The organism is Nitrobacter sp. (genome assembly GCF_051535215.1).
Lineage (GTDB): Bacteria > Pseudomonadota > Alphaproteobacteria > Rhizobiales > Xanthobacteraceae > Nitrobacter.
Genome location: NZ_JBPPLY010000016.1, coordinates 37,667 through 58,939 on the forward strand (window position 1 = coordinate 37,667; position 21,273 = coordinate 58,939).

Below are 21,273 nucleotides of genomic sequence, written 5' to 3' on the forward strand. Positions count from 1 at the left end.
GCAGGCTTTTTCGGGTCATGTTCTAACGCCCGCGCGGCGTCCCGAACAGGCGTGACAACAGCCAGATTGGGATCACGACCACGGCGCCGAGCAGAAAGTAGCGCCACAATCCGTTGATCGCATCGAAGCCGAGATTCCAGACGCGTTCGACCAGCAGGCGGATGCTTTGCACGATATTCCAGGGGTCGAAGCCGATCGCAGCGAGCATCACGCCAACCAGCGTCGACAGCAGGACCAGGCGAAACGCGACCCCCAGTGGCGAGCCCCCCAGAAAACGCGACAGGTTGTCGTTGTGGGCCGGAAATTTCCGGGTGTCGTTCGGCATCATGACCCTCCTGCGGAATTCGAGGCCCCGCGTGTCGCAGCCTAGCTCAAAAAACCGCGTGATGCAGATGGGGAACCGCCGTTCCCCCGTCAATGGTCCGTAGCACGATCAGCAGAGTGGACTCCAGCGTGGCGCCCGACAGCGTTCATGCGGATCGATTCGCTGCAGCAGAGGCGAGCATCCGCTCCAGCGTCTCCAGCCGGTCGGCTTCGCGCGGCGGCTTGTCCCAGCGCAGGCGACTGATGCGGGGAAAACGCATCGCCACGCCCGACCTGTGTCGGGCCGACCGCTGCAATCCCTCGAAGGCGACTTCCAGCACCAGCCCCTTATCGGGCTCATGCACGACGTGGCGCACCGGGCCGAAGCTCTCGGTGGTGTTGCGGCGGACGAACCGGTCGATCCGCAGCAATTCCTCATCGGTGAAGCCGAAATAGGCCTTGCCGACCGGCACAAGCTGCTCGTTTCCATCGGCCTCGGTCCAGACTCCGAAGGTATAATCCGAGTAATAGGACGAGCGCTTGCCGTGGCCGCGCTGCGCATACATCAACACCGCATCGATGACATGCGGATCGCGTTTCCATTTCCACCATAGGCCCTTGGGGCGCCCCGGCAGGTACGGCGCATCGCGCCGCTTCAGCATGATGCCTTCGACCGCGTCGGCGTCGGCTCCCGCCGCGGCCGGATCGGCGCGAATCGCCGCGAGTTCGCCCCATGTGACAAAAGGCACCTGCGGCGACAGGTCGATAAGCGGGTCATCAAGCGCAGCAATGAAATCAACCAGCAGCCGCCGCCGGTCGTCAAACGGCAACTCGCGCAGATCGTTGTCGCCATCGTCGAGCAGGTCGTAGGCGCGCAGGTGGATGGGAAATTCCTTCATCAGCCTGGGCGTCACGGTCTTGCGATTCAGCCTCTGCTGCAGAACGTTGAACGATTGCACCCGCCCGTCGCGTACCACCAGCAACTCGCCGTCAACGGCGAATCCCTGACACAAAGCGCGAAGCCGTTTTCGGGGATCATCAGATAAACCTTGCAACTGCAGCGACGGCAAAAGATCGGGAAAGCTTTTGGTGATGTCCTCGCCGGTGCGCGAATAAAGCCGGGTCGCGACGTTGCCATGCTCGTCGCGGCCACCGACCGCCTGCACGCGAATGCCATCCCATTTCCACTCGGCCGTAAAATCGGCGGCATCCAGCCGAGAAAAGTCGGCGTCCTCGATCGCATGCGCCAGCATTACCGGCCGGAACGGCGCGGGAATGCGGTTGACCGGCTTTTCGGCGCGGCCCTCGAGCCATGCGAACAGATCGAGATATGGCGGCGAGAGACCTGGCCAGATCAGTTCGACATCGTGCGTGTCCTTGTCGCCGAGCGCCGCAGCGGCGGTCTTGGCGAGCCGCGCGGACACGCCGATCCGCATCGCGCCGGTGACGAGTTTCAGGAGCGCCCAGCGCCCGATTTCGTCCAACTCGTCGAGCCAGCCGGCAAGCTGCGCCGGCAGTTCGGTCTTGCCGAGCGTGCGCAGCGTCGTGACGACATCGGTGAGCGATGGCGGCGGCTTGTTGTCGTGCTCGCGCGTCGGTGACGAGGGCCACATCAACGCTACCGTCTCGGAGAGGTCGCCGACGTAATCATAAGACAGCGCGAACAGCACCGGATCGGCACGCGCCGCGATAAGACCCCGGACAAGTGCAGGCTTGGCATGCTTGAACGACAGTGCGCCGGTCAGCGCAGCCAGTGCATAGCCACGATCCGGATCCGGCGTCTCACGAAAATACGCCGTGATCAGCCGCAGCTTGTTGTTGCGGCCGGGTTCGTAGGCGAGACGGTCGAGGAGTTCGGCGAAGCGGTTCATAACCCGCTTTCCCCACCCAATGGCGCCGCATCATTCTCCTCGCTATCCTCATCGCCATAACCAACCAGCGCCAGCGGACGCGCGACGAGGCCTTGCGTCGTGCACCAATGCACCAGCGCATCTTCCTGGCCGTGCGTCACCCAGATTTCACCTGCGCCTGTCGCGGCGATGGTGCGGGTCAGGCCGCCCCAATCGGCATGATCGGAAATAACCAGCGGCAGTTCGACGCCGCGCTGTCGTGCCCGCGCGCGAACCCGCATCCAGCCCGACGCAAACGCCGTCACCGGATCGGGAAAGCGCCGGGTCCACAGATCAGAGGTGGCTGAGGGCGGCGCGAGGGTGATAGTGCCGGCAAGGTCCGCTTTCTTCATTCCCTTGACGGGCCGAAGATCGTCAAGCGCGATACCGCGGCTTTGATAGTACTGCGTGACTTTCTCCATCGCGCCATGCAGATAGATCGGCGCGCCGTAGCCGGCTTCGCGGGTCAGCGCGATCACGCGCTGAGCCTTGCCGAGCGAATAGGCGCCGACGAGATGCGCGCGATCCGGAAACAGCGCCACCGAAGCCAGCAGCTTGTCCACTTCGCACGCCGCATCCCCATGACAGAACACCGGCAGGCCGAATGTCGCCTCGGTGATGAAGACATCGCACGGCACCACCTCGAAGGGGGTGCAGGTCGGATCGCGGACGTCCTTGTAGTCGCCCGAGGCGACGATCCGGACACCGCCATGCGTGACCGCGACCTGCGCCGAGCCGAGCACGTGGCCCGCGGGATGGAATTTGATCGAGACGTCGCCGAGCCGGATCTCTTCGCCATAGGAAATCGCCTGCGTGGAACCGGCGAAACCGTCGCCGTAACGCAGCCGCATGATGTCGAGCGTTTCCTGCGTCGCCAGTACCGCGCCATGACCGGGACGGGCGTGATCGGAATGTCCGTGGGTGATGACCGCGCGCTCCACAGGACGCACCGGATCGATATGGAAGCCGCCGGGCTTGCAACACAATCCGGCGGCGACTGGCATCAGAATGTCTTGCGGACGCATAGCGGGCATATAAGCAGCCGCTGCGGTCGGTCGAGTCTGGGCGCTTCGAAGATATCCGGCGTAACGAAAAAGCCCCGGCCTTGGCCGGGGCTTCACGTATCAGGTCCGAAAACCGGACGACCGTTTCAGGATCGCACCTATTCTCGCTGTCCAAGCAACTGCAGCAGCAGCGTGAACAGGTTGATGAAGTTCAGGTAGAGCGACAGCGCACCTGTGATCGCCGCGCGCTCCGCGATCTCGCCGCCCTGCGAGGCGTAGCCGTAGATGTAGTCGTTCTTCAGCCGCTGGGTATCCCAGGCGGTGAGGCCCGCAAACACCAGCACGCCGGCCACCGACACCACGAACTGCAATGCAGAACTCGCGATGAAGAGATTCACCAGGCTCGCGATAATCACGCCGATCAGGCCCATGAACAGGAATGAGCCAAGGCCGGTCATGTTACGCTTGGTGGTGTAGCCGAACAGGCTCAGCGCGCCGAACGAGGCCGCGGTGATGAAGAACACCCGCACGATCGAGGTGTGGGTGTACACCAGGAAGATCGACGACAGCGACACGCCCATCAGCGCCGAGAACGCCCAGAACAGCATCTGTGCGGTCGCGGGCTTCAGCCGGTTGATGCCGAAGGAGATGGCGAAGACCATCGCCAAGGGCGCGAGGATGAACACCCACTTCAGGGGGCTCACGAACATCGCGTAACCAAACGGCGTCAGGTAAGCGCTGCCCATCCGGGCCGCAGCGCCCGACGGATCGCCGGTCACCGCCGCCATATAAACGCCGAGCGCGGCCAGACCGGTGATGGCGAGGCCGATCGACATGTAGTTGTAGATCTTGAGCATATAGGACCGAAGACCGGCATCGACGGCCGCGGTATCAACGCGCCCGGCGGCCCGGCCAAACGGAGAGGTGTAGTTACGGTCTAAGTCCGACATGGTCGAATTCCCGTGGTTGTCTGGCCCCGCAAATGGTTTACGCGCCAGTTCGAATTCTGTCTCGGATACGCCGGTCTGCGAACGTTAATTTTTCGTCATCAGGACAGTGTCCGACCCAAGCTGTATGTGGGAAACTAACACGATCGGCGCAAGCTTCCACGCGCGGCTGAATGTCGCCCTCCGGACTGGCATCGGCCTCTCCCCGCGCCGGACGGATGCGCCAAAAGCATCAAGTCCGCAAGGGGATCGGTGGTCCCCTCCCCGTCGCTGCATGATGGATCCGATCGCCGCGACGCCTGCTACATATTGTCATAAATGACGGAGTACCGTGGCCGGCTTCTGGTTCAGCGCCATCAGCGTGCCAGCTAGCCCCAGCGTCACGGTGACCACAAGCGCGCCGACGACCACCATGGCCGCACTGCCCGCCTGCCACTCGAAGCCGAGCGTCATCAGCCGCGTCACGATCAGCCAGGCGGCGACCGAACCGGCGGCCACGCCGAACACAGCGGTAGCCGCGCCGATCATCAGGTACTCCAGGGTGTAGGCCCCCAGCAGCCGCAACCGGGTGGCTCCGAGGGTCTTGAGGATCACCGCATCGTAGACGCGATGGCGATGGCCCGCCGCCAGCGCGCCGCCGAGGACGAGAATCGCCGAAATCAGGGTGACGGCGCTGGCGCCCCGGATCGCCAGCACCAGGTTGGTGACGACGGTTCCGATGGTTTCCAGCGCTTCGCGGACCCGCACGCTCGTCACCATCGGGAAGGCGCCGGCGACGGCCTTGATAATGGCGGCGTCTTCGACAGCGCCATTATGGGGCTCGGTCAGGGTCGCGATATGAGTGTGCGGCGCGCCGCGAAAGGCGTTGGGCGAGAACACCAATACGAAATTGATGCCGAGGCTCTGCCAATCCACGGTTCGCATGTTGCTGATGGTGGCGGTGACGTCGCGGCCGAGGACATTCACGACGACGGTGTCGCCGAGCTTGAGCCCAAGTCCGTCGGCAAGCTTCTTCTCGAATGATACCAGCGGCGGCCCGTCATAGTCCGGTCCCCACCATTGGCCTTCCACCACCTTCGATCCCTTCGGCACCTCGCCGGTATAGGTCAGGCCGCGATCGCTCTGCAGCACCCATTCGGCTTCATTTGACGGTTTCAACTTGTCGGCGCGGACGCCGCGGGCCGCAACGATGCGTCCGCGCAGCATCGGGACATCTTCCACCGTCGCCTGCGGAACCTGCTGCTTGAGAAACACGGTAAACCGGTCCGATACCGACGAGGGAATGTCGATGAAAAAAAACGTCGGCGCGCGCTCCGGCAAGGCGGCCAGGAACTGGCGTCGCAGATTGCCGTCGATCTGGGTGATCGTGACCAGCACGGCAAGGCCGAGGCCGAGCGAAAGCACCACCGAAGGCGTCAGCGTTCCCGGACGATGGAGGTTGGCGACCGCAAGCCGCACCATGGTGATTCGGGACCGCGGCAACCGGCGCGCCACTGCCATCAGGGCAAAGGCGATGCCGCGCAACAATGCGAACACCATCGCCGAAGCCGCCACGAACACCAGAGCTATGCGCTTGTCATAGGCAAGGCCGACCGCGATCCCGATCAGGAGCGCGATCATGAGCGCCATCCAGACCAGATAACGGGCCTGCGGCCGGCGCCCCATATTGGTCACCGTGTCCCGAAACAGCGCAGCGACCGGAACGTCATGAACCCGCGCCAGCGGCCACATGCCGAAGGCCAGCGCCGTCAACAGGCCGTACACGGCCGATAACGCCAATGCGCCGGGATGCAATGCCGGGACCACCGGCAGCGGCAGAAGATGACCGAAGGCGCCGACGATGAGGAAGGGTAGCGCCGCGCCGACGGTCAGACCGGCAAACGATCCGAGAGCGGCCAGCACCATGACCTGCGTCAGATAGATCGCGAACACATCGCGTCCGGTCGCGCCCAGTGCCTTGAAAGCCGCGATGACATCGCGGCGGCGATCGACGTGGCTCTTGACCGCATTTCCGACGCCAACGCCCCCGACCAGCAAGGCGGCGAGCCCGACCAGGGCCAGATACTGCGTGAATCGCGAGATGGTCCGCTCAAGCTGCGGCGACGCATTGTTGCGGCTGCGGATGTCCCAGCCCGCCTCCGGCAATGCCGCCCGCGCATCGTCGACCAGCGTCGACGCGGCTCTTTCGTCCGTACCACCGCCGGCGAGCCGCACCCGGTAAATCCAGCGCACCAGACTCCCTGGCTGCAGCAAGGCGGTGGCGCGCAGGCCGTCGATGCTGGTGAGAAAGCGCGGCCCGAGCCCGACACCTCCCACCAGCTTGTCCGGTTCGGCGTCCACCGCGCTGCGGATTTCAAAGGTGGCGCTGCCGACCGTAACACGATCGCCGATCTTGAGATCAAGCCGCGCCAGCAGCGTCGGATCGACGACCGCGCCGAACACGCCGTCTCGCTCGGCGAGCAGATTGGCCATCGGGAGGTTCGGCGCCAACCTCAGCGCGCCAAGCATGGGATAGGCGCGGTCAACCGCCTTGAGTTCAACAAGCGCCAGCTCGCCGTCCGGCGCGCGCGCCATCGCACGCAACGTCCCCGCCACCGAGACATCTCCTCTGGCGCGCAGGAATGCGATCTCCTCCGGCGTCGCCTCGCGCTGGATCAGCGAAAACGCGACGTCGCCGCCAAGCAGCGTGCGCCCCTCGCGCGCCAGGCCATCAGACAGGCTCGACGCCACCGAGCCGACGCCGGCGATCGCCATGACGCCGAGCGCGATGCAGGCGATGAAAACATAGAAGCCGCGCAAGCCGCTGCGCAATTCGCGCAGCGCCAGACGGAGTGGCAGGAACGGGGCGCGGGTCATCTATATCCACTCGTCATTCGAGATCGCGCACGAAGTTCGCGAAGCGGGAATGACGGATGATCTGCGATCCGGAACAACGGATGATGTGTCATTGCGCTGATCCGTCGATGCGGCCCGAGCGCAACCGCACCACGCGGTCGCAGCGTTGGGCGAGCGCGTTGTCGTGGGTGACCAGCACCAGCGTCATGCCGCGCTCGGCATGTTTGGCGAAGAGCAGATCGACGATCTGCTGACCTGTCGCCTCGTCCAGATTGCCGGTCGGCTCGTCGGCGACGAGTATAGCCGGATCGGGCGCGAACGCCCGCGCCAGCGCCACGCGTTGCTGCTCGCCGCCGGACAACTGCGCCGGATAATGATGCTGCCGCTCGCCGAGACCCACGGCCTCCAATTCTCGCGCCGCGCGAGCCGATGCGTCCGGCGCGCCCGCAAGTTCGAGCGGCACCGCGACGTTCTCGAGCGCCGTCATGGTCGGGATCAGGTGGAACGACTGGAACACGATGCCGACGTGACGGCCGCGAAATCGCGCGAGGGCGTCCTCGTCGAGAGCATTGAATCGAGTGCCGTCGACCACCACCTCTCCGCTGTCAGGACGTTCAAGCCCGGCCATCACCATGAGGAGCGTGGATTTGCCCGACCCGGAGGGGCCGATCAGACCGACAGCTTCGGCGCGGCCAATGCGGAGATTGATGTCCTTAAGAATATGGACCCGCGCCGCCCCGCTGCCGAGCGTGAGATTGACATTGGCGATGGCGATGGCGTCCGGAACTTCGGAATAACCCGCCGGTGACGAGCGTTCGATGAGACTGTCCATGCGAAAGTCATATGGGACTTCCTTTCCAGCAGTCGAGTGGTTGAAGCGCACGTTTGTGTGGCTGGCGCTGGGCGGCGCGCTGTTCGCGACATCCGCATTCGCCCAGGCCCCGCCTGGCAGTCCGGTCAAGCTCGTGGTGCTCGGCGACTCCCTAAGCGCCGGGCTCGGCCTTCCAGCCGCCGCCGCATTCCCCGCGCAACTGGAAAAGGCCTTGCAAAACAAAGGGCTGAATGTCGCGATCGACAATGCAGGCGTTTCCGGCGACACCGCCTCCGGTGGCCTCGAGCGGCTCGACTGGTCGGTGCCTCCCGGCACTCAGGGTGTGATTCTCGAACTGGGCGCGAACGATGCGCTCCGTGGCCTCGATCCCAAGGTGACGCGCGCGGCGCTGGAAGATATCCTGAAGCGCCTGAAGGCGCGCGGGGTCGCGGTCCTGTTGTGCGGGATGCTCGCGCCGCCGAATTTCGGCACCGAATACGCTACACAGTTCAACGCGATCTTTCCCGATCTCGCCAGGGAATACGGCGTGCCGCTTTATCCGTTTTTCCTCGACGGCGTCGCGGCCAACACAAAGCTCAATCAGGCCGACGGCATGCATCCGACCGCCGACGGCATAGCTGTGATCGTGAAGAAAATCATGCCGATGGTTGAGCCCTTCGTCCGCGGAATCTCTGCACAGAAGAAGTGAAAAACCGCGTGCTTCGCACCGTCACAGAACTACGATAAAAGCGGATACGGTGATTCGCCGCCGAATTGGTTTCGAACCCCGGTTTTCGCCGCGTGACTTTCGGAACCAAGGTCTCAGCATCGAGGGTATTTGCGATGCCGCGTTTGTTCACCGGGCTGGAGATACCGCCCGACGTCTGCCGCATACTGTCCGATCTGCGCGGCGGTCTGCCCGGCGCCCGCTGGATCGACCCCGAAAACTATCATCTCACGCTGCGCTTCATCGGCGATATCGACGGCGCCTCCGCCAACGAGATCGCGTCGGTGCTGCTGCGGGTGAACCGCAAGCCATTCGAGGTGACGCTGCGGGGACTGTCCAGTTTCGGCGGCAAAAAACCCCGCGCCGTCGTTGCCTCTGTGGAACCGAGCGGGCCGCTGGTCGATTTGCAGGCCGAACTCGAACGGCTGATGCAACGCTGCGGGCTCGATCCCGAGAGCCGCAAGTTCACGCCTCACGTGACGCTCGCACGGCTGCGCGACGCATCCAACCATGACGTCGCGAACTATCTGTCCGTGCGGGGCTATTTTCCGTCCAAAGTATTCACCGCGGAGCGTTTCGTACTGTTCTCCTCGCGCGCCTCGGTCGGCGGTGGACCCTATGTGGTGGAGGATTCCTACGCGCTCAGCCCGTAACCGTCCGACCTGCGAGGCTCTTCAACCAATTCACGACTTGCATTTCGGCTGATATGGAGACGTAAGCTGTCCGATGCTTTCGACCTCGCCCACGCTGTTTCGCGATCACTATCAGGATCTCGTCGCATCGGGCGCGATCGAGGCGGACCCCGCGCAGGCGCGGGTGGCGGAAGCTCTCGCCGCGCTGGACGAGCGGCTCATGGCCTACAAGCCGGCGACAAGGTCAGGCTTTCTCGACAAGCTCTTTCATCCCGACCACGCGCCTCCTCCGAAAGGACTTTATATCTACGGCGACGTCGGGCGCGGCAAGTCCATGCTGATGGACCTGTTCTTCCATGAGAGCGCGGTCCCGCACAAACGCCGCGTTCATTTTCATGAGTTCATGGCCAACGTCCACGAACGCATCTTCGCCTTCCGGCAGAGCATCGCGCGGGGCGAGATCGCCGATACCGACGTCATTCAACTCACCGCGGCCTCGATCTTCGAGGAAGCGTGGCTTTTGTGCTTCGACGAATTCCACGTCACCGATATCGCCGATGCCATGATCCTCGGCCGCCTGTTCGCACGCCTGTTCGAACTCGGCACGGTGGTGGTGGCGACATCCAACGTCCCGCCCGAGGACCTTTATGAGGGCGGCCTCAACCGCGTGCTGTTCTTGCCGTTCATCGAACAGATCGAGGAGCGCATGGAGGTGCTGCGCCTCGATGCGCGCACCGACTTCCGCATGGAAAAGCTGACAGGCGTCACGATGTGGCTGACGCCCGCCGACGCTAGGGCCGAAGCGGCCCTCGACAAGGGTTGGGCGCTCATGACAGGCGGCGCGCCGTGCAGGCCTCGCGACATCGCGATCAAGGGCCATACCTTGCGCGTGCCGTGTTCGTCCCACGGCGTTGCCCGGTTTTCCTTCGCCGACCTCTGTGAGCAGCCGCTTGGCGCTTCCGACTATCTGAGGCTTGCGCGGGACTATCATACCCTCATCATCGATCGCATTCCGGTCATGAACGAGGCCGACCGCAACGCCGCCAAGCGATTCATCGCGCTGATCGACGCGCTGTATGACAACGGCGTGAAACTGATGGCCTCGAGCGACACCGATCCGCTGTCGCTCTATCGCGCAAGCGAGGGTTTTGAGGCGAACGAATTCAAGCGGACTTCCTCGCGCCTGATCGAGATGGGCTCGGACTCCTACCTGGCCCAGGCCCACGGCCGCAGCGATTCCGCCGCCGGCGGCTCCAGCACCGGACTGGTGGAGACATAAAATCGGTCCCGCCATTGCTGGTCATCGGAGTCGAACCTCAGGCAGACAGGACGACTTGAACGGGCGGGACGAAAGGTCTAACCACGCTGTTGTCGAGATTTTCCCATCCCGCCTCTTTGCCATCAAAGGATAAATTCCCATGGCGCGCGACAAGATCGCCCTGATCGGCTCCGGCCAGATCGGAGGAACGCTCGCTCACCTCATCGGGCTGAAAGAACTCGGCGACGTCGTGATGTTCGATATCGCCGAAGGCATTCCGCAAGGAAAATCCCTCGATATCGCACAGTCTTCGCCGGTGGAGGGATTCGACGCCAGGCTGACCGGCGCCAACTCCTACGAAGCGCTTGATGGCGCGAAGGTCTGCATCGTCACTGCCGGCATTCCGCGCAAGCCGGGCATGAGCCGCGACGATCTCCTTAGCATCAATCTCAAGGTGATGGAGCAGGTCGGCGCGGGCATCAGGAAATATGCGCACGACGCCTTCGTCATCTGCATCACCAATCCGCTCGACGCCATGGTCTGGGCGCTTCAGAAGGCTTCCGGCCTGCCGGCGAAGAAGGTGGTCGGTATGGCAGGCGTGCTGGACTCGTCACGCTTCCGTTATTTCCTTGCCGACGAATTCGACGTGTCGGTGGAAGACGTCACAGCCTTCGTGCTCGGCGGCCACGGCGACAGCATGGTGCCGCTGGTGAAGTACTCGACCGTGGCCGGCATTCCGCTGCCGGATCTCGTCAAAATGGGCTGGACCTCGCAGGCGCGCATCGACGAGATCGTCGAGCGGACCCGCAACGGCGGCGCGGAGATCGTCAACCTGCTGAAGACCGGTTCGGCTTTCTATGCGCCCGCGACGTCGGCGATCGCGATGGCGGAAAGCTATCTGCGCGACAAGAAGCGCGTGCTGCCATGCGCTGCCTATCTCAACGGCGAATACGGCGTGAAGGACATGTATGTCGGCGTACCCGTGGTGATTGGCGCCAGGGGCGTCGAGCGCGTCGTCGAAATCGAACTTGGAGGCAAGGATCGCGAAGCCTTCGACAAATCGGTCGGCGCGGTTCAGGGGCTCATTGATGCCTGCAAGAAGATCGCGCCCGATCTGCTGGACCGCTAATCGGCCGCGAGGCAACTGTCCGCCTGTCCTCGGCTGGAGCGGAATGGGGAAAAGTGATGCAGCGGTTTCCGCCGGCATCCCGCTTTGGAATATTGGTATCGACCACGTTGATGATTTTGGATCAATTCGAGCCAAGATCGTCTGATCTAGTGTATCGCCGGTCAGTCTGTGACAGACGAAGACAGGTGAAGTCGAACATTTCGTGCCAATTGTCACTGCCACGCGTCGGAGACCATCACGATGAACATCCACGAGTATCAGGCCAAGGCGTTGCTGCGCGAATTCGGCGTGCCGGTCTCTCGCGGGATTCCGGTGCTGAAAGCATCGGAAGCCGAAGCGGCGGCGAACACGCTGGGCGGCCCGGTCTGGGTGGTGAAAAGTCAGATCCATGCAGGTGGCCGCGGCAAGGGCAAATTCAAGGAAGCCTCCGCCGGCGATAAAGGCGGTGTCCGTCTCGCCAAATCGGTCGCCGAGGTCAGCGAGTTCGCCAAACAGATGCTCGGGGCCACGCTGGTCACGGTGCAGACCGGCCCCGCCGGCAAGCGGGTCAATCGGCTCTACATCGAGGAAGGCTCCGACATCGACAAGGAGTTCTATCTATCTGCGCTGGTCGACCGTGAGACCTCGCGGGTCGCGTTCGTCGTTTCCACCGAGGGTGGCGTGAACATCGAGGACGTCGCCCACAAAACGCCTGAGAAAATCGTGACCTTCTCGGTCGATCCCGCCACCGGCATCATGGCTCATCACGGCCGCACCGTCGCCAAGGCGCTGGGTCTTTCCGGCGACCTCGCCAAGCAGGCGGACAGGCTGGTCACGCAGCTTTACACCGCCTTCATCGCCAAGGACATCGCGCTCCTGGAGATCAACCCGCTGGTCGTAACCAGGCAGGGTCAGTTGTGCGTGCTCGACGCCAAGGTGTCTTTCGATAGCAATGCGATGTTCCGCCATTCCGACGTGCTGGCGCTGCGCGACGAGACGGAGGAAGATCCCAAGGAAATCGAGGCGTCGCGTTTCGACCTGAGCTATGTTGCGCTCGACGGACAGATCGGTTGCATGGTCAACGGCGCCGGCCTTGCGATGGCGACCATGGACATCATCAAGCTCTACGGCATGGCGCCTGCGAACTTCCTCGACGTCGGCGGCGGCGCGACAAAGGACAAGGTCGCGGCCGCCTTCAAGATCATCACCGCCGATCCGAACGTGAAGGGCATCCTGGTCAATATCTTCGGCGGCATCATGAAATGCGACGTCATTGCCGACGGCGTCGTCGCCGCGGTGAAGCAGGTCGGCCTCAATGTCCCGCTGGTAGTTCGCCTCGAAGGCACCAACGTCGACGCCGGCAAAAAGATCATCCGCGAGTCCGGTCTCAACGTGCTGCCCGCCGACGATCTCGACGATGCCGCGCAGAAGATCGTCAAGGCCGTGAAAGGGGTCGGGTAAATGTCCGTTCTGATCGACAGGAACACAAAGGTCATCTGCCAGGGCTTCACCGGCAAGAACGGCACGTTCCATTCCGAGGCCGCGATCGCTTACGGCACCAAAATGGTCGGCGGCACCTCGCCGGGCAAAGGCGGCAGCAAGCACCTCGACCTGCCGGTGTTCGACACCGTGCGTGAAGCGCGCGAGGCCACCGGCGCCGATGCCAGCGTGATCTATGTCCCGCCGCAGGGCGCGGCCGATGCGATATGCGAGGCGATCGACGCCGAGACCCCGCTGATCGTCTGCATCACCGAGGGCATTCCGGTGCTCGACATGGTGCGGGTCAAGCGGTCGCTGTCGGGATCGAAGTCGCGGCTGATCGGGCCGAATTGTCCGGGGGTCGTCACCGCCGGCGAATGCAAGATCGGCATCATGCCGGCCAACATCTTCAAGCCGGGCAATGTCGGCATCGTCTCCCGCTCGGGCACGCTGACCTACGAAGCGGTATTTCAGACCAGCCAGGAAGGTCTGGGACAAACAACCGCGGTCGGCATCGGCGGCGACCCGGTCAAGGGCACCGAATTCATCGACGTGCTGGAAATGTTTCTCGCCGATCCCAAGACCACATCGATCGTGATGATCGGCGAGATCGGCGGCTCGGCCGAGGAAGACGCCGCCCAGTTTTTGATCGACGAAGCCAGACGCGGCCGCAGCAAGCCGACAGTCGGCTTCATCGCCGGCGTCACCGCGCCGCCCGGCCGCCGCATGGGCCATGCTGGCGCCATCATCTCCGGCGGCAAGGGCGACGCCGCGTCCAAGACCGCCGCCATGGAAGCTGCCGGCATCATTGTCTCGCCGTCTCCGGCGCGGCTCGGAAAGACTCTTGTCGAAAAGTTGAGATCGTGATTCAAACTTTGGTTCTTTTCGGCGCGAAGTTCCACCCTAAATAAGGTAAATATTCAAATTCACGCTGATTCCGACCCGGAACAGCACACGCGTTGTCTTTTTCGCAAGACTAGAAATCGTCAGGACGCGATATGTCTCGCCAGAACGCGAATGCAGCATTTGCCCTTTCCTCGTTCCTGCATGGCCCCAACGCCTCCTACATCGACGGTCTTTACGCCCGCTACGAAAACGATCCAGCCTCGGTCGATGCCGAGTGGCAGGAGTTTTTCAAAAGCCTGACGGACGCTCCCGAGGACGTCCGGAAGAACGCGGAAGGGCCGTCCTGGGAGAAGGCGAATTGGCTGCCCGCGCCGCAGGACGACCTCACCTCCGCGCTCGACGGCAACTGGGCTCAGGTCGAACAGTCCGTCGGCGCCAAGGTGCAGGCAAGGATACAGGCGAACGATTCGGCGCTGGCCGGCGTCGAGGTCCACCAGGCCACCCGCGATTCGGTTCGCGCACTGATGCTGATCCGGGCCTATCGCATGCGCGGTCATTTCCATGCCCGGCTCGATCCGCTCGGTCTCGATCCTGCGCGGGACCACGAAGAACTCGATCCCCGCGTCTACGGCTTCACCGACGCCGACATGGATCGCAAGATCTTTCTCGACCATGTCCTCGGCCTCGAATACGGCACGCTGCGCGAGATCGTGGCGATCTGCGAGCGTACCTATTGCCAGACGCTCGGCGTCGAGTTCATGCACATTTCGAACGGCGCGCAGAAAGGCTGGATCCAGGAGCGCATCGAGGGACCGGACAAGGAAATCAGCTTCACGCCGGAAGGACGCCGCGCGATCCTCAAGAAGCTCGTCGAGGCGGAGGGCTTCGAGAAGTTCTGCGACGTCAAGTTCACCGGCACCAAACGTTTCGGCCTCGACGGCGCCGAATCGCTGATTCCGGCGCTGGAGCAGATCATCAAGCGAGGCGGCAATCTCGGCGTCAAGGAAATCGTGATCGGCATGCCGCACCGCGGACGGCTGAACGTGCTGACGCAAGTGATGGGCAAGCCGCACCGCGCGCTGTTCCATGAATTCAAGGGCGGCTCGGTCAATCCCGACGCCGTGGAAGGCTCGGGCGACGTCAAGTATCACCTCGGCGCCTCAAGCGACCGCGAGTTCGACAACAACCGGATTCACCTGTCGCTGACCGCCAACCCCTCGCACCTCGAGATCGTCGATCCGGTGGTGCTGGGCAAGGTGCGCGCCAAGCAGGACCAGCACGGCGATCCACCCGACCAGCGCAACTCGGTCCTGCCGCTCCTGATGCACGGCGACGCCGCCTTCGCCGGGCAAGGTGTCGTGGCGGAATGCTTTGCGCTGTCGGACCTCAAGGGCTACCGCACTGGCGGGTCGATCCACTTCATCGTCAATAACCAGATCGGCTTCACCACCTATCCGCGCTACTCGCGCTCATCGCCCTATCCGTCCGACGTCGCGAAGATGATCGAAGCGCCGATCTTCCACGTCAACGGCGACGATCCGGAAGCCGTGGTGTTCGCCGCCAAGGTTGCGACCGAATTCCGGCAGAAATTCCACAAGCCGGTCGTGATCGACATGTTCTGCTATCGCCGGCACGGCCACAACGAAGGCGACGAGCCGTCGTTCACCAACCCAACGATGTACCAGAAGATCGCCGCGCATCCCTCCACGCTGGAACTGTACGCGAAGCGGCTGACCGCTGACGGCATCATCACCGAGGGCGAGGTCGAGAAGCTGAAAGCCGACTGGCGAGCGCGGCTCGACGCCGAATTCGAGGGCGGCGCCGGCTACAAGCCGAACAAGGCCGACTGGCTCGACGGCAAGTGGGCCGGCCTCAAGCTCGCCGACCAGGACGAAGAGCCGCGCCGCGGCGTCACTGGCGTCGACGTCACGACGCTGAAGGAGATCGGCCGCAGCATCACCCGCGTGCCGGACGGTTTCCGCGTGCATCGCACCGTGCAGCGCTTTCTCGAAAACCGCGCCAAGGCGATCGAGGGCGGCACCGGCATCGACTGGGCGACGGCGGAGGCGCTGGCGTTCTGTTCGCTGATGCTGGAGGGTCATAACGTCCGTCTGTCCGGTCAGGACAGCGAGCGCGGCACCTTCTCGCAACGGCATTCCGTGCTGTTCGATCAGCAGGACGAAAGCCGCTACACGCCGTTCAACCATCTCGGCAAGGACCAGGGCCGCTACGAGGTCATCAATTCGCTGCTGTCCGAAGAAGCCGTGCTCGGCTTCGAATACGGCTATTCGCTCGCCGAGCCCAATGCTCTCACCATGTGGGAGGCGCAGTTCGGCGACTTCGCCAACGGCGCGCAGGTGGTGTTCGACCAGTTCATCTCCGCCGGAGAGCGCAAGTGGCTGCGTATGTCGGGTCTCGTCTGCATGCTGCCCCACGGCTATGAAGGCCAGGGGCCGGAGCATTCGTCTGCACGGCTGGAGCGTTTTCTGCAGATGTGCGCCGAAGACAACATGCAGGTGGTTAATCTCACGACGCCCGCCAACCATTTCCACGCGCTGCGCCGGCAGTTGAAACGCCAGATCCGCAAGCCGCTGATCATGATGACGCCAAAGTCGCTGCTGCGTCACAAGCGGGCGGTATCGCGTCTCGACGAACTCGGCGCCGATACCGCTTTCCACCGCATTTTGTACGACGATGCGGCGATGCTGCCCGACCAGAAAATCAAACTGGTGGACGACGACAATATCCGCCGCGTCGTGCTGTGTTCCGGCAAGGTCTACTACGACCTCTACGAGGAACGTGAGAAGCGCAACATCGACGACGTCTACCTGTTGCGGATCGAACAGTTGTATCCAGTGCCGCTGAAGGCCTTGGTGCAGGTCCTCGGCAGCTTCAAGAACGCCGAAATCGTCTGGTGCCAGGAGGAGCCGCGCAACATGGGCGCGTGGCACTTCATCGAACCCTACCTCGAATGGATTCTCAACCAGATCGGCGCACCCAACAGGCGCCCGCGTTATGCCGGCCGCGCCGCGTCCGCTGCCACCGCAACTGGATTAATGTCGAAGCATCTTGCGCAACTCAAGGCACTTCTCGAAGAAGCACTTGGATAATTAATTGCGTTGTCATGCCCGGTGCGCCATCAAGCTTGCGCAGATTGCGTCGGCCTGTCTGCGATGCCGGGTGTCCAAGGTTCTGCATCGCACTCCAGACGCGGGTATCGAGACAGGCGAGCGAAGCGACGCCGTGCTTCGGACGGATATGGCCCGCCGAGACCGGCGGAGGATTTAAGAAGGGCTGCTCACATGACTGAGATACGCGTTCCGACGCTCGGCGAATCGGTAACCGAGGCCACCATCGGCAAATGGTTCAAGAAGACCGGTGACGCCGTGGCTGTCGACGAACCGCTCGTCGAACTCGAGACCGACAAGGTGACCATCGAAGTGCCTGCGCCCTCAGCCGGCACGCTCGGCGAGATCGTCGCCAAGGACGGCGAGACGGTCGCCGTCGGCGCGTTGCTCGGGCAGATCTCCGAAGGCGCCGCGCCGGCAAAACCCCCGGCGGCCAAGGCTTCGGCGGGCGTCGCACCTGAAAGCACAACCGGACGTCCGGACCTCAAATCCGATACGACGAAACCGATCAACGCCGGCCCGGAAGAGCCGCGACCCAGGCCGGAAACCTCGGCGACCTCCGACGCGCCGCTCGCGCCCTCGGTCCGCAAGCTCTCCGCCGAAAGCGGTATCGATGCTTCCACGGTGCCGGGTTCGGGCAAGGACGGCCGCGTCACCAAGGACGATATGCTGGCCGCGATCGAGAAAGCGGCGTCGGCACCGACGCCGGTCAACCAGCCGGCCGCCGCAGTTCAGCTCCGTGCCCCCTCCCCTCCCGACGACGCCGCCCGCGAGGAGCGCGTGAAGATGACTCGGCTGCGCCAGACAATCGCGCGTCGTCTCAAGGAGGTGCAGAATACCGCCGCGATGCTGACGACCTTCAACGAGGTCGACATGACCAGCGTCATGGCGCTGCGCGCGCACTACAAAGAGGTGTTCGAGAAGAAACACGGCTCCAAGCTTGGCTTCATGGGCTTTTTCACCAAGGCCTGCGTTCAGGCGCTGAAGGACATCCCCGCCGTCAACGCCGAGATCGACGGCACCGATCTGATCTACAAGAACTACTATCACATCGGCGTCGCGGTCGGCACCGACAAGGGTCTGGTCGTGCCTGTGGTGCGGGACTGCGACCGCAAGTCGATCGCCGAGATCGAGAAGAGCATCGCCGATTACGGCCGCCGCGCTCGCGACGGCCAGCTCAAGATCGAGGAGATGCAGGGCGGCACATTTACTATCACCAACGGCGGCATCTACGGCTCGCTGATGTCGACGCCGATCCTGAACGCGCCGCAGGCCGGCATCCTCGGCATGCACAAGATTCAGGAACGCCCGATGGCGATCGGCGGCAAGGTCGAAATCCGCCCGATGATGTATCTCGCGCTCTCCTATGATCACCGCGTCATCGACGGCAAGGAAGCCGTCACCTTCCTTGTGCGCGTCAAGGAATCGCTCGAAGATCCGGCCCGGCTGGTGCTGGACTTATAGTGCAGGCTGAAGCCTTCCCGCTTCTGATTAAATCAGAAGCGGGATTCCATGATTTTGATTTGACGCGTTTTCTTCACGCGAACCGGTATCCACTTCGCTCGAAAACGCTCCAGGAAGAAACCACATGACGCAAATCTTGCTGAAGTCCGATACCAAGACCACCGAGTTCGGTCATTTGACCTCGATTGATCTGGAGTTGAATGCGGTCATTTTAGAACTGGTTTACCTCGCCTGTTTGAGCTTCGAGCACGGGGCATCCGCCGCACATATTTATGTCTCCGAATACGGCGGCGAAGTTAGAAGCCTTGCCGGTGAAAATCCCTTCAATGCTCTGGGATCTTTCGAAAACGTCTCGAAAAAGTCAGCGGACTGGGTGTTGTCGCGAGCGCTGTTCTACCATGACAACCAGAGGCGACGGGCGAAGGCCGATCAGGAAAACGCGAAAGCTGAAGACAAGCATCAACCCGCGATCGAGAAAAAGCTCGGCAACCTCGACAAGGCGCACGCTTTGAGACGAAAGCTGATCACCGACGGAGCCGATCCCGACGAGGTCAACCGACTGGTCGGCGGATTGCTCTTCGACCAGCGCGCAAAATTGCTCACCGTACCGGACCCAACGGATTGAGAAGCACAATTCGCGCTTCGTATCCGCCGCGGCTCGGCGGCAGCGCCGACAAAACCGCCAACGCGTCGCCTGACTGTTGTTCGACGAAGTCTCCCATGCCCCGGCGGACAATGCGGATACAAGGTGCGTCACAAGGATTGAAACGACAGGATCGAGACCATGGCGACTTACGACCTCGTTATTATCGGCACCGGCCCCGGAGGTTACGTCTGCGCCATCCGCGCGGCGCAGCTCGGCATGAAGGTCGCCGTTGTCGAGAAGAATCCAACGCTCGGCGGTACCTGTCTCAATGTCGGCTGCATGCCGTCGAAGGCGCTGCTGTACGCCTCCGAAACTTTCGAGGAAGCCGGGCACTCGTTCGCGAAAATGGGCATCGGCGTCGATGCGCCGAAACTCGATTTGCCCGCGATGATGACCTTCAAGCAGCAGGGCATCGACGGCAACGTCAAGGGCGTCGAATTCCTGATGAAGAAAAACAAGATCGACGTCATCGGCGGCACCGGCAAGATCCTCGGCACCGGCAAGGTCGAGGTGACCGGCTCCGACGGCACGACCCACACCGTCGAAACCAAGAACATCGTCATCGCCACCGGCTCCGGCGTCGCGAAGCTCAAGGGCATCGAGATCGACGAGAAACGCATCGTGTCGTCCACCGGCGCATTGTCTCTTGAGAAAGTGCCGGGAAAACTTCTGGTGATCGGCGCCGGCGTGATCGGCCTCGAACTCGGCTCGGTGTGGCGCCGCCTGGGCGCGCAGGTGACGGTGGTGGAATTCCTCGACCGCATCCTGCCCGGCATGGACGGTGAGATCGCCAGGCAATTCCAGCGCATTCTCGAAAAGCAGGGCGTTGCGTTCAAGCTCGGCGCCAAGGTCACGGGCGTCGACTCGTCAGGCAAGACACTGGCGGCGCATGTCGAACCCGCCGCAGGCGGCGCGGCCGAGACGGTCGAAGCCGACGTCGTGCTCGTTTGCATCGGCCGCACACCCTACACCGACGGCCTTGGCCTGAAGGAAGCCGGCGTCGCGCTGGACGATCGCGGGCGCGTGGAAATCGACGCGCATTTCTCGACCAGCGTGAAAGGGATTTACGCCATCGGCGACGTCGTGAGAGGGCCAATGCTGGCGCATAAGGCCGAGGACGAAGGTGTCGCCTGCGCCGAAATTCTCGCCGGGCAGGCCGGCCATGTGAACTACGACGTCATCCCCGGCGTGGTCTATACCACGCCGGAAGTGTCCTCGGTCGGCAAGACCGAGGAAGAACTGAAACAGGCCGGCACGGCCTATACCATCGGCAAGTTTCCGTTCACGGCCAACGGCCGCTCCAAGGTCAACCAGACTACCGACGGATTTGTGAAAATTCTCGCCGATGCGAAAACCGACCGCGTGCTCGGCGTTCACATCATCGGCCGCGAGGCCGGCGAGATGATCCACGAAGCCTGCGTATTGATGGAATTCGGCGGTTCGGCGGAAGATCTCGCCCGCACCTGCCACGCTCACCCGACGCGATCGGAAGCCATCAAGGAAGCTGCCCTCGCCGTCGGCAAACGCGCGATCCATATGTGATCCTGCTCCGGCGCAAGCCACGCAAGGTGCGCCCGAGATAACGCATAAATCTGCTCGTCAATGTCCCAGCAGATGCAATGCGTGCGGGACAAACATCCCGATCGCCGTGACCCCGATCCCGGCGAGCGCCAGCAGTCCCGATATCCAGGCCAGCACTGGCATGCTGGTGATAATGGCGGCCGACGCCAGCACGATGGCGATCTGGAACGCGGCGGACGCCAGTTCGAAGTGATGATATTTCGCCATCGCGAGATCGCGCGCGTCCTCGGCGTGTTTGGCGCGCTCTGCGAGTTGATCCTGACCCTCGCCGGTGCTCGGATCGGAACGATAATGCGCCGCGCTCTTCTGCCACTCGTCGATCTGCTTTTGCAGCGCAGCCCTGGTCGCCTCATCCGCCGCGAGCCGGAGGCTGAGCTTGGCCTGGTCGGCCTGGGTCTGGACCACGGTGCGGCGGATACTCTTGGCCTGGAAAAAGGCCCAGAGGTTGGAGGACTCCACGTTCTTGCTGATCGATTCGGTCTGGGCGCCCTTACCCAGCGTTTCAGACAACGCGAGGCAGAGCGCGATGACGGCGATCAGGAGCGCGATCTTCTTGTTTTCTCCTGACGCATGATGCGTATGCTCGGCATGCTCCATGCTTTCGTGCGCGCTCAT

The 21,273-nt window shown here is 63.0% G+C and carries 17 protein-coding genes; 10 read left to right on the forward strand and 7 right to left on the reverse strand.

The window, feature by feature from the left end; all coding sequences use genetic code 11:
• Positions 1-22 precede the first annotated feature (22 nt).
• The 6 genes from ACS3WB_RS13670 to ACS3WB_RS13695 all read right to left on the reverse strand — a co-directional run bounded on the left by ACS3WB_RS13670 (position 23) and on the right by ACS3WB_RS13695 (position 7,810).
• The gene (locus ACS3WB_RS13670; RefSeq protein ID WP_438276040.1) at positions 23-325 is read right to left on the reverse strand and encodes a DUF6460 domain-containing protein; all 303 of its coding nucleotides are present in this window, start codon (positions 323-325) and stop codon (positions 23-25) included.
• A gap of 145 nt (positions 326-470) precedes the next feature.
• Positions 471-2,174: a cisplatin damage response ATP-dependent DNA ligase gene (locus tag ACS3WB_RS13675; RefSeq protein WP_438276041.1), complete on the reverse strand. Its 1,704-nt coding sequence runs from the start codon at positions 2,172-2,174 to the stop codon at positions 471-473.
• Positions 2,171-3,226, reverse strand: coding sequence for a ligase-associated DNA damage response exonuclease (locus ACS3WB_RS13680; protein WP_438276042.1), 1,056 nt, complete (start codon positions 3,224-3,226; stop codon positions 2,171-2,173). The genes ACS3WB_RS13675 and ACS3WB_RS13680 overlap by 4 nt, the downstream gene beginning before the upstream one ends.
• 128 nt (positions 3,227-3,354) lie before the next feature.
• Positions 3,355-4,146 carry a Bax inhibitor-1/YccA family protein gene (locus ACS3WB_RS13685; RefSeq protein ID WP_438276043.1) on the reverse strand — a complete coding sequence of 264 codons (792 nt, stop codon included), beginning with the start codon at positions 4,144-4,146 and terminating at the stop codon, positions 3,355-3,357.
• A 309-nt stretch (positions 4,147-4,455) separates the two neighbouring features.
• On the reverse strand, positions 4,456-6,999 hold the full coding sequence (locus ACS3WB_RS13690) for an ABC transporter permease (protein WP_438276044.1): 2,544 nt from the start codon (positions 6,997-6,999) through the stop codon (positions 4,456-4,458).
• 88 nt (positions 7,000-7,087) lie between these two features.
• Complete coding sequence (locus ACS3WB_RS13695; RefSeq protein ID WP_438276045.1) at positions 7,088-7,810, reverse strand: ABC transporter ATP-binding protein; 723 nt, start codon at positions 7,808-7,810, stop codon at positions 7,088-7,090.
• On the opposite strand from ACS3WB_RS13695, the gene ACS3WB_RS13700 reads away from it, so the two are divergent.
• The 10 genes from ACS3WB_RS13700 (at position 7,809) to lpdA (ending at position 20,619) form a co-directional block, all read left to right on the forward strand.
• On the forward strand, positions 7,809-8,498 hold the full coding sequence (locus tag ACS3WB_RS13700; RefSeq protein WP_438276046.1) for an arylesterase: 690 nt from the start codon (positions 7,809-7,811) through the stop codon (positions 8,496-8,498). The genes ACS3WB_RS13695 and ACS3WB_RS13700 overlap by 2 nt on opposite strands.
• Before the next feature lie 134 nt (positions 8,499-8,632).
• Positions 8,633-9,169 carry an RNA 2',3'-cyclic phosphodiesterase gene (gene thpR / locus ACS3WB_RS13705; protein ID WP_438276047.1) on the forward strand — a complete coding sequence of 179 codons (537 nt, stop codon included), beginning with the start codon at positions 8,633-8,635 and terminating at the stop codon, positions 9,167-9,169.
• A gap of 73 nt (positions 9,170-9,242) precedes the next feature.
• Positions 9,243-10,427: a cell division protein ZapE gene (gene zapE, locus ACS3WB_RS13710; protein ID WP_438276048.1), complete on the forward strand. Its 1,185-nt coding sequence runs from the start codon at positions 9,243-9,245 to the stop codon at positions 10,425-10,427.
• A gap of 139 nt (positions 10,428-10,566) precedes the next feature.
• Positions 10,567-11,535, forward strand: a complete 969-nt coding sequence (gene mdh / locus ACS3WB_RS13715; RefSeq protein WP_438276049.1) for a malate dehydrogenase — start codon at positions 10,567-10,569, stop codon at positions 11,533-11,535.
• A 240-nt stretch (positions 11,536-11,775) separates the two neighbouring features.
• Positions 11,776-12,975 carry an ADP-forming succinate--CoA ligase subunit beta gene (sucC, locus tag ACS3WB_RS13720; protein WP_438276050.1) on the forward strand — a complete coding sequence of 400 codons (1,200 nt, stop codon included), beginning with the start codon at positions 11,776-11,778 and terminating at the stop codon, positions 12,973-12,975.
• Positions 12,976-13,860, forward strand: coding sequence for a succinate--CoA ligase subunit alpha (gene sucD / locus ACS3WB_RS13725; protein ID WP_438276051.1), 885 nt, complete (start codon positions 12,976-12,978; stop codon positions 13,858-13,860).
• A 131-nt stretch (positions 13,861-13,991) separates the two neighbouring features.
• Positions 13,992-16,949: a 2-oxoglutarate dehydrogenase E1 component gene (locus tag ACS3WB_RS13730; RefSeq protein ID WP_438276052.1), complete on the forward strand. Its 2,958-nt coding sequence runs from the start codon at positions 13,992-13,994 to the stop codon at positions 16,947-16,949.
• Between the two features lie 192 nt (positions 16,950-17,141).
• Positions 17,142-18,431, forward strand: coding sequence for a 2-oxoglutarate dehydrogenase complex dihydrolipoyllysine-residue succinyltransferase (gene odhB, locus ACS3WB_RS13735; protein ID WP_438276053.1), 1,290 nt, complete (start codon positions 17,142-17,144; stop codon positions 18,429-18,431).
• Positions 18,432-18,606: 175 nt separating this feature from the next.
• Positions 18,607-19,056, forward strand: coding sequence for a hypothetical protein (locus ACS3WB_RS13740; RefSeq protein WP_438276054.1), 450 nt, complete (start codon positions 18,607-18,609; stop codon positions 19,054-19,056).
• A gap of 159 nt (positions 19,057-19,215) precedes the next feature.
• Positions 19,216-20,619, forward strand: a complete 1,404-nt coding sequence (lpdA, locus tag ACS3WB_RS13745; RefSeq protein WP_438276055.1) for a dihydrolipoyl dehydrogenase — start codon at positions 19,216-19,218, stop codon at positions 20,617-20,619.
• Between the two features lie 57 nt (positions 20,620-20,676).
• On the opposite strand, the gene ACS3WB_RS13750 is transcribed toward lpdA, so the two are convergent.
• The gene (locus ACS3WB_RS13750) at positions 20,677-21,273 is read right to left on the reverse strand and encodes a DUF4337 domain-containing protein (protein ID WP_438276056.1); all 597 of its coding nucleotides are present in this window, start codon (positions 21,271-21,273) and stop codon (positions 20,677-20,679) included.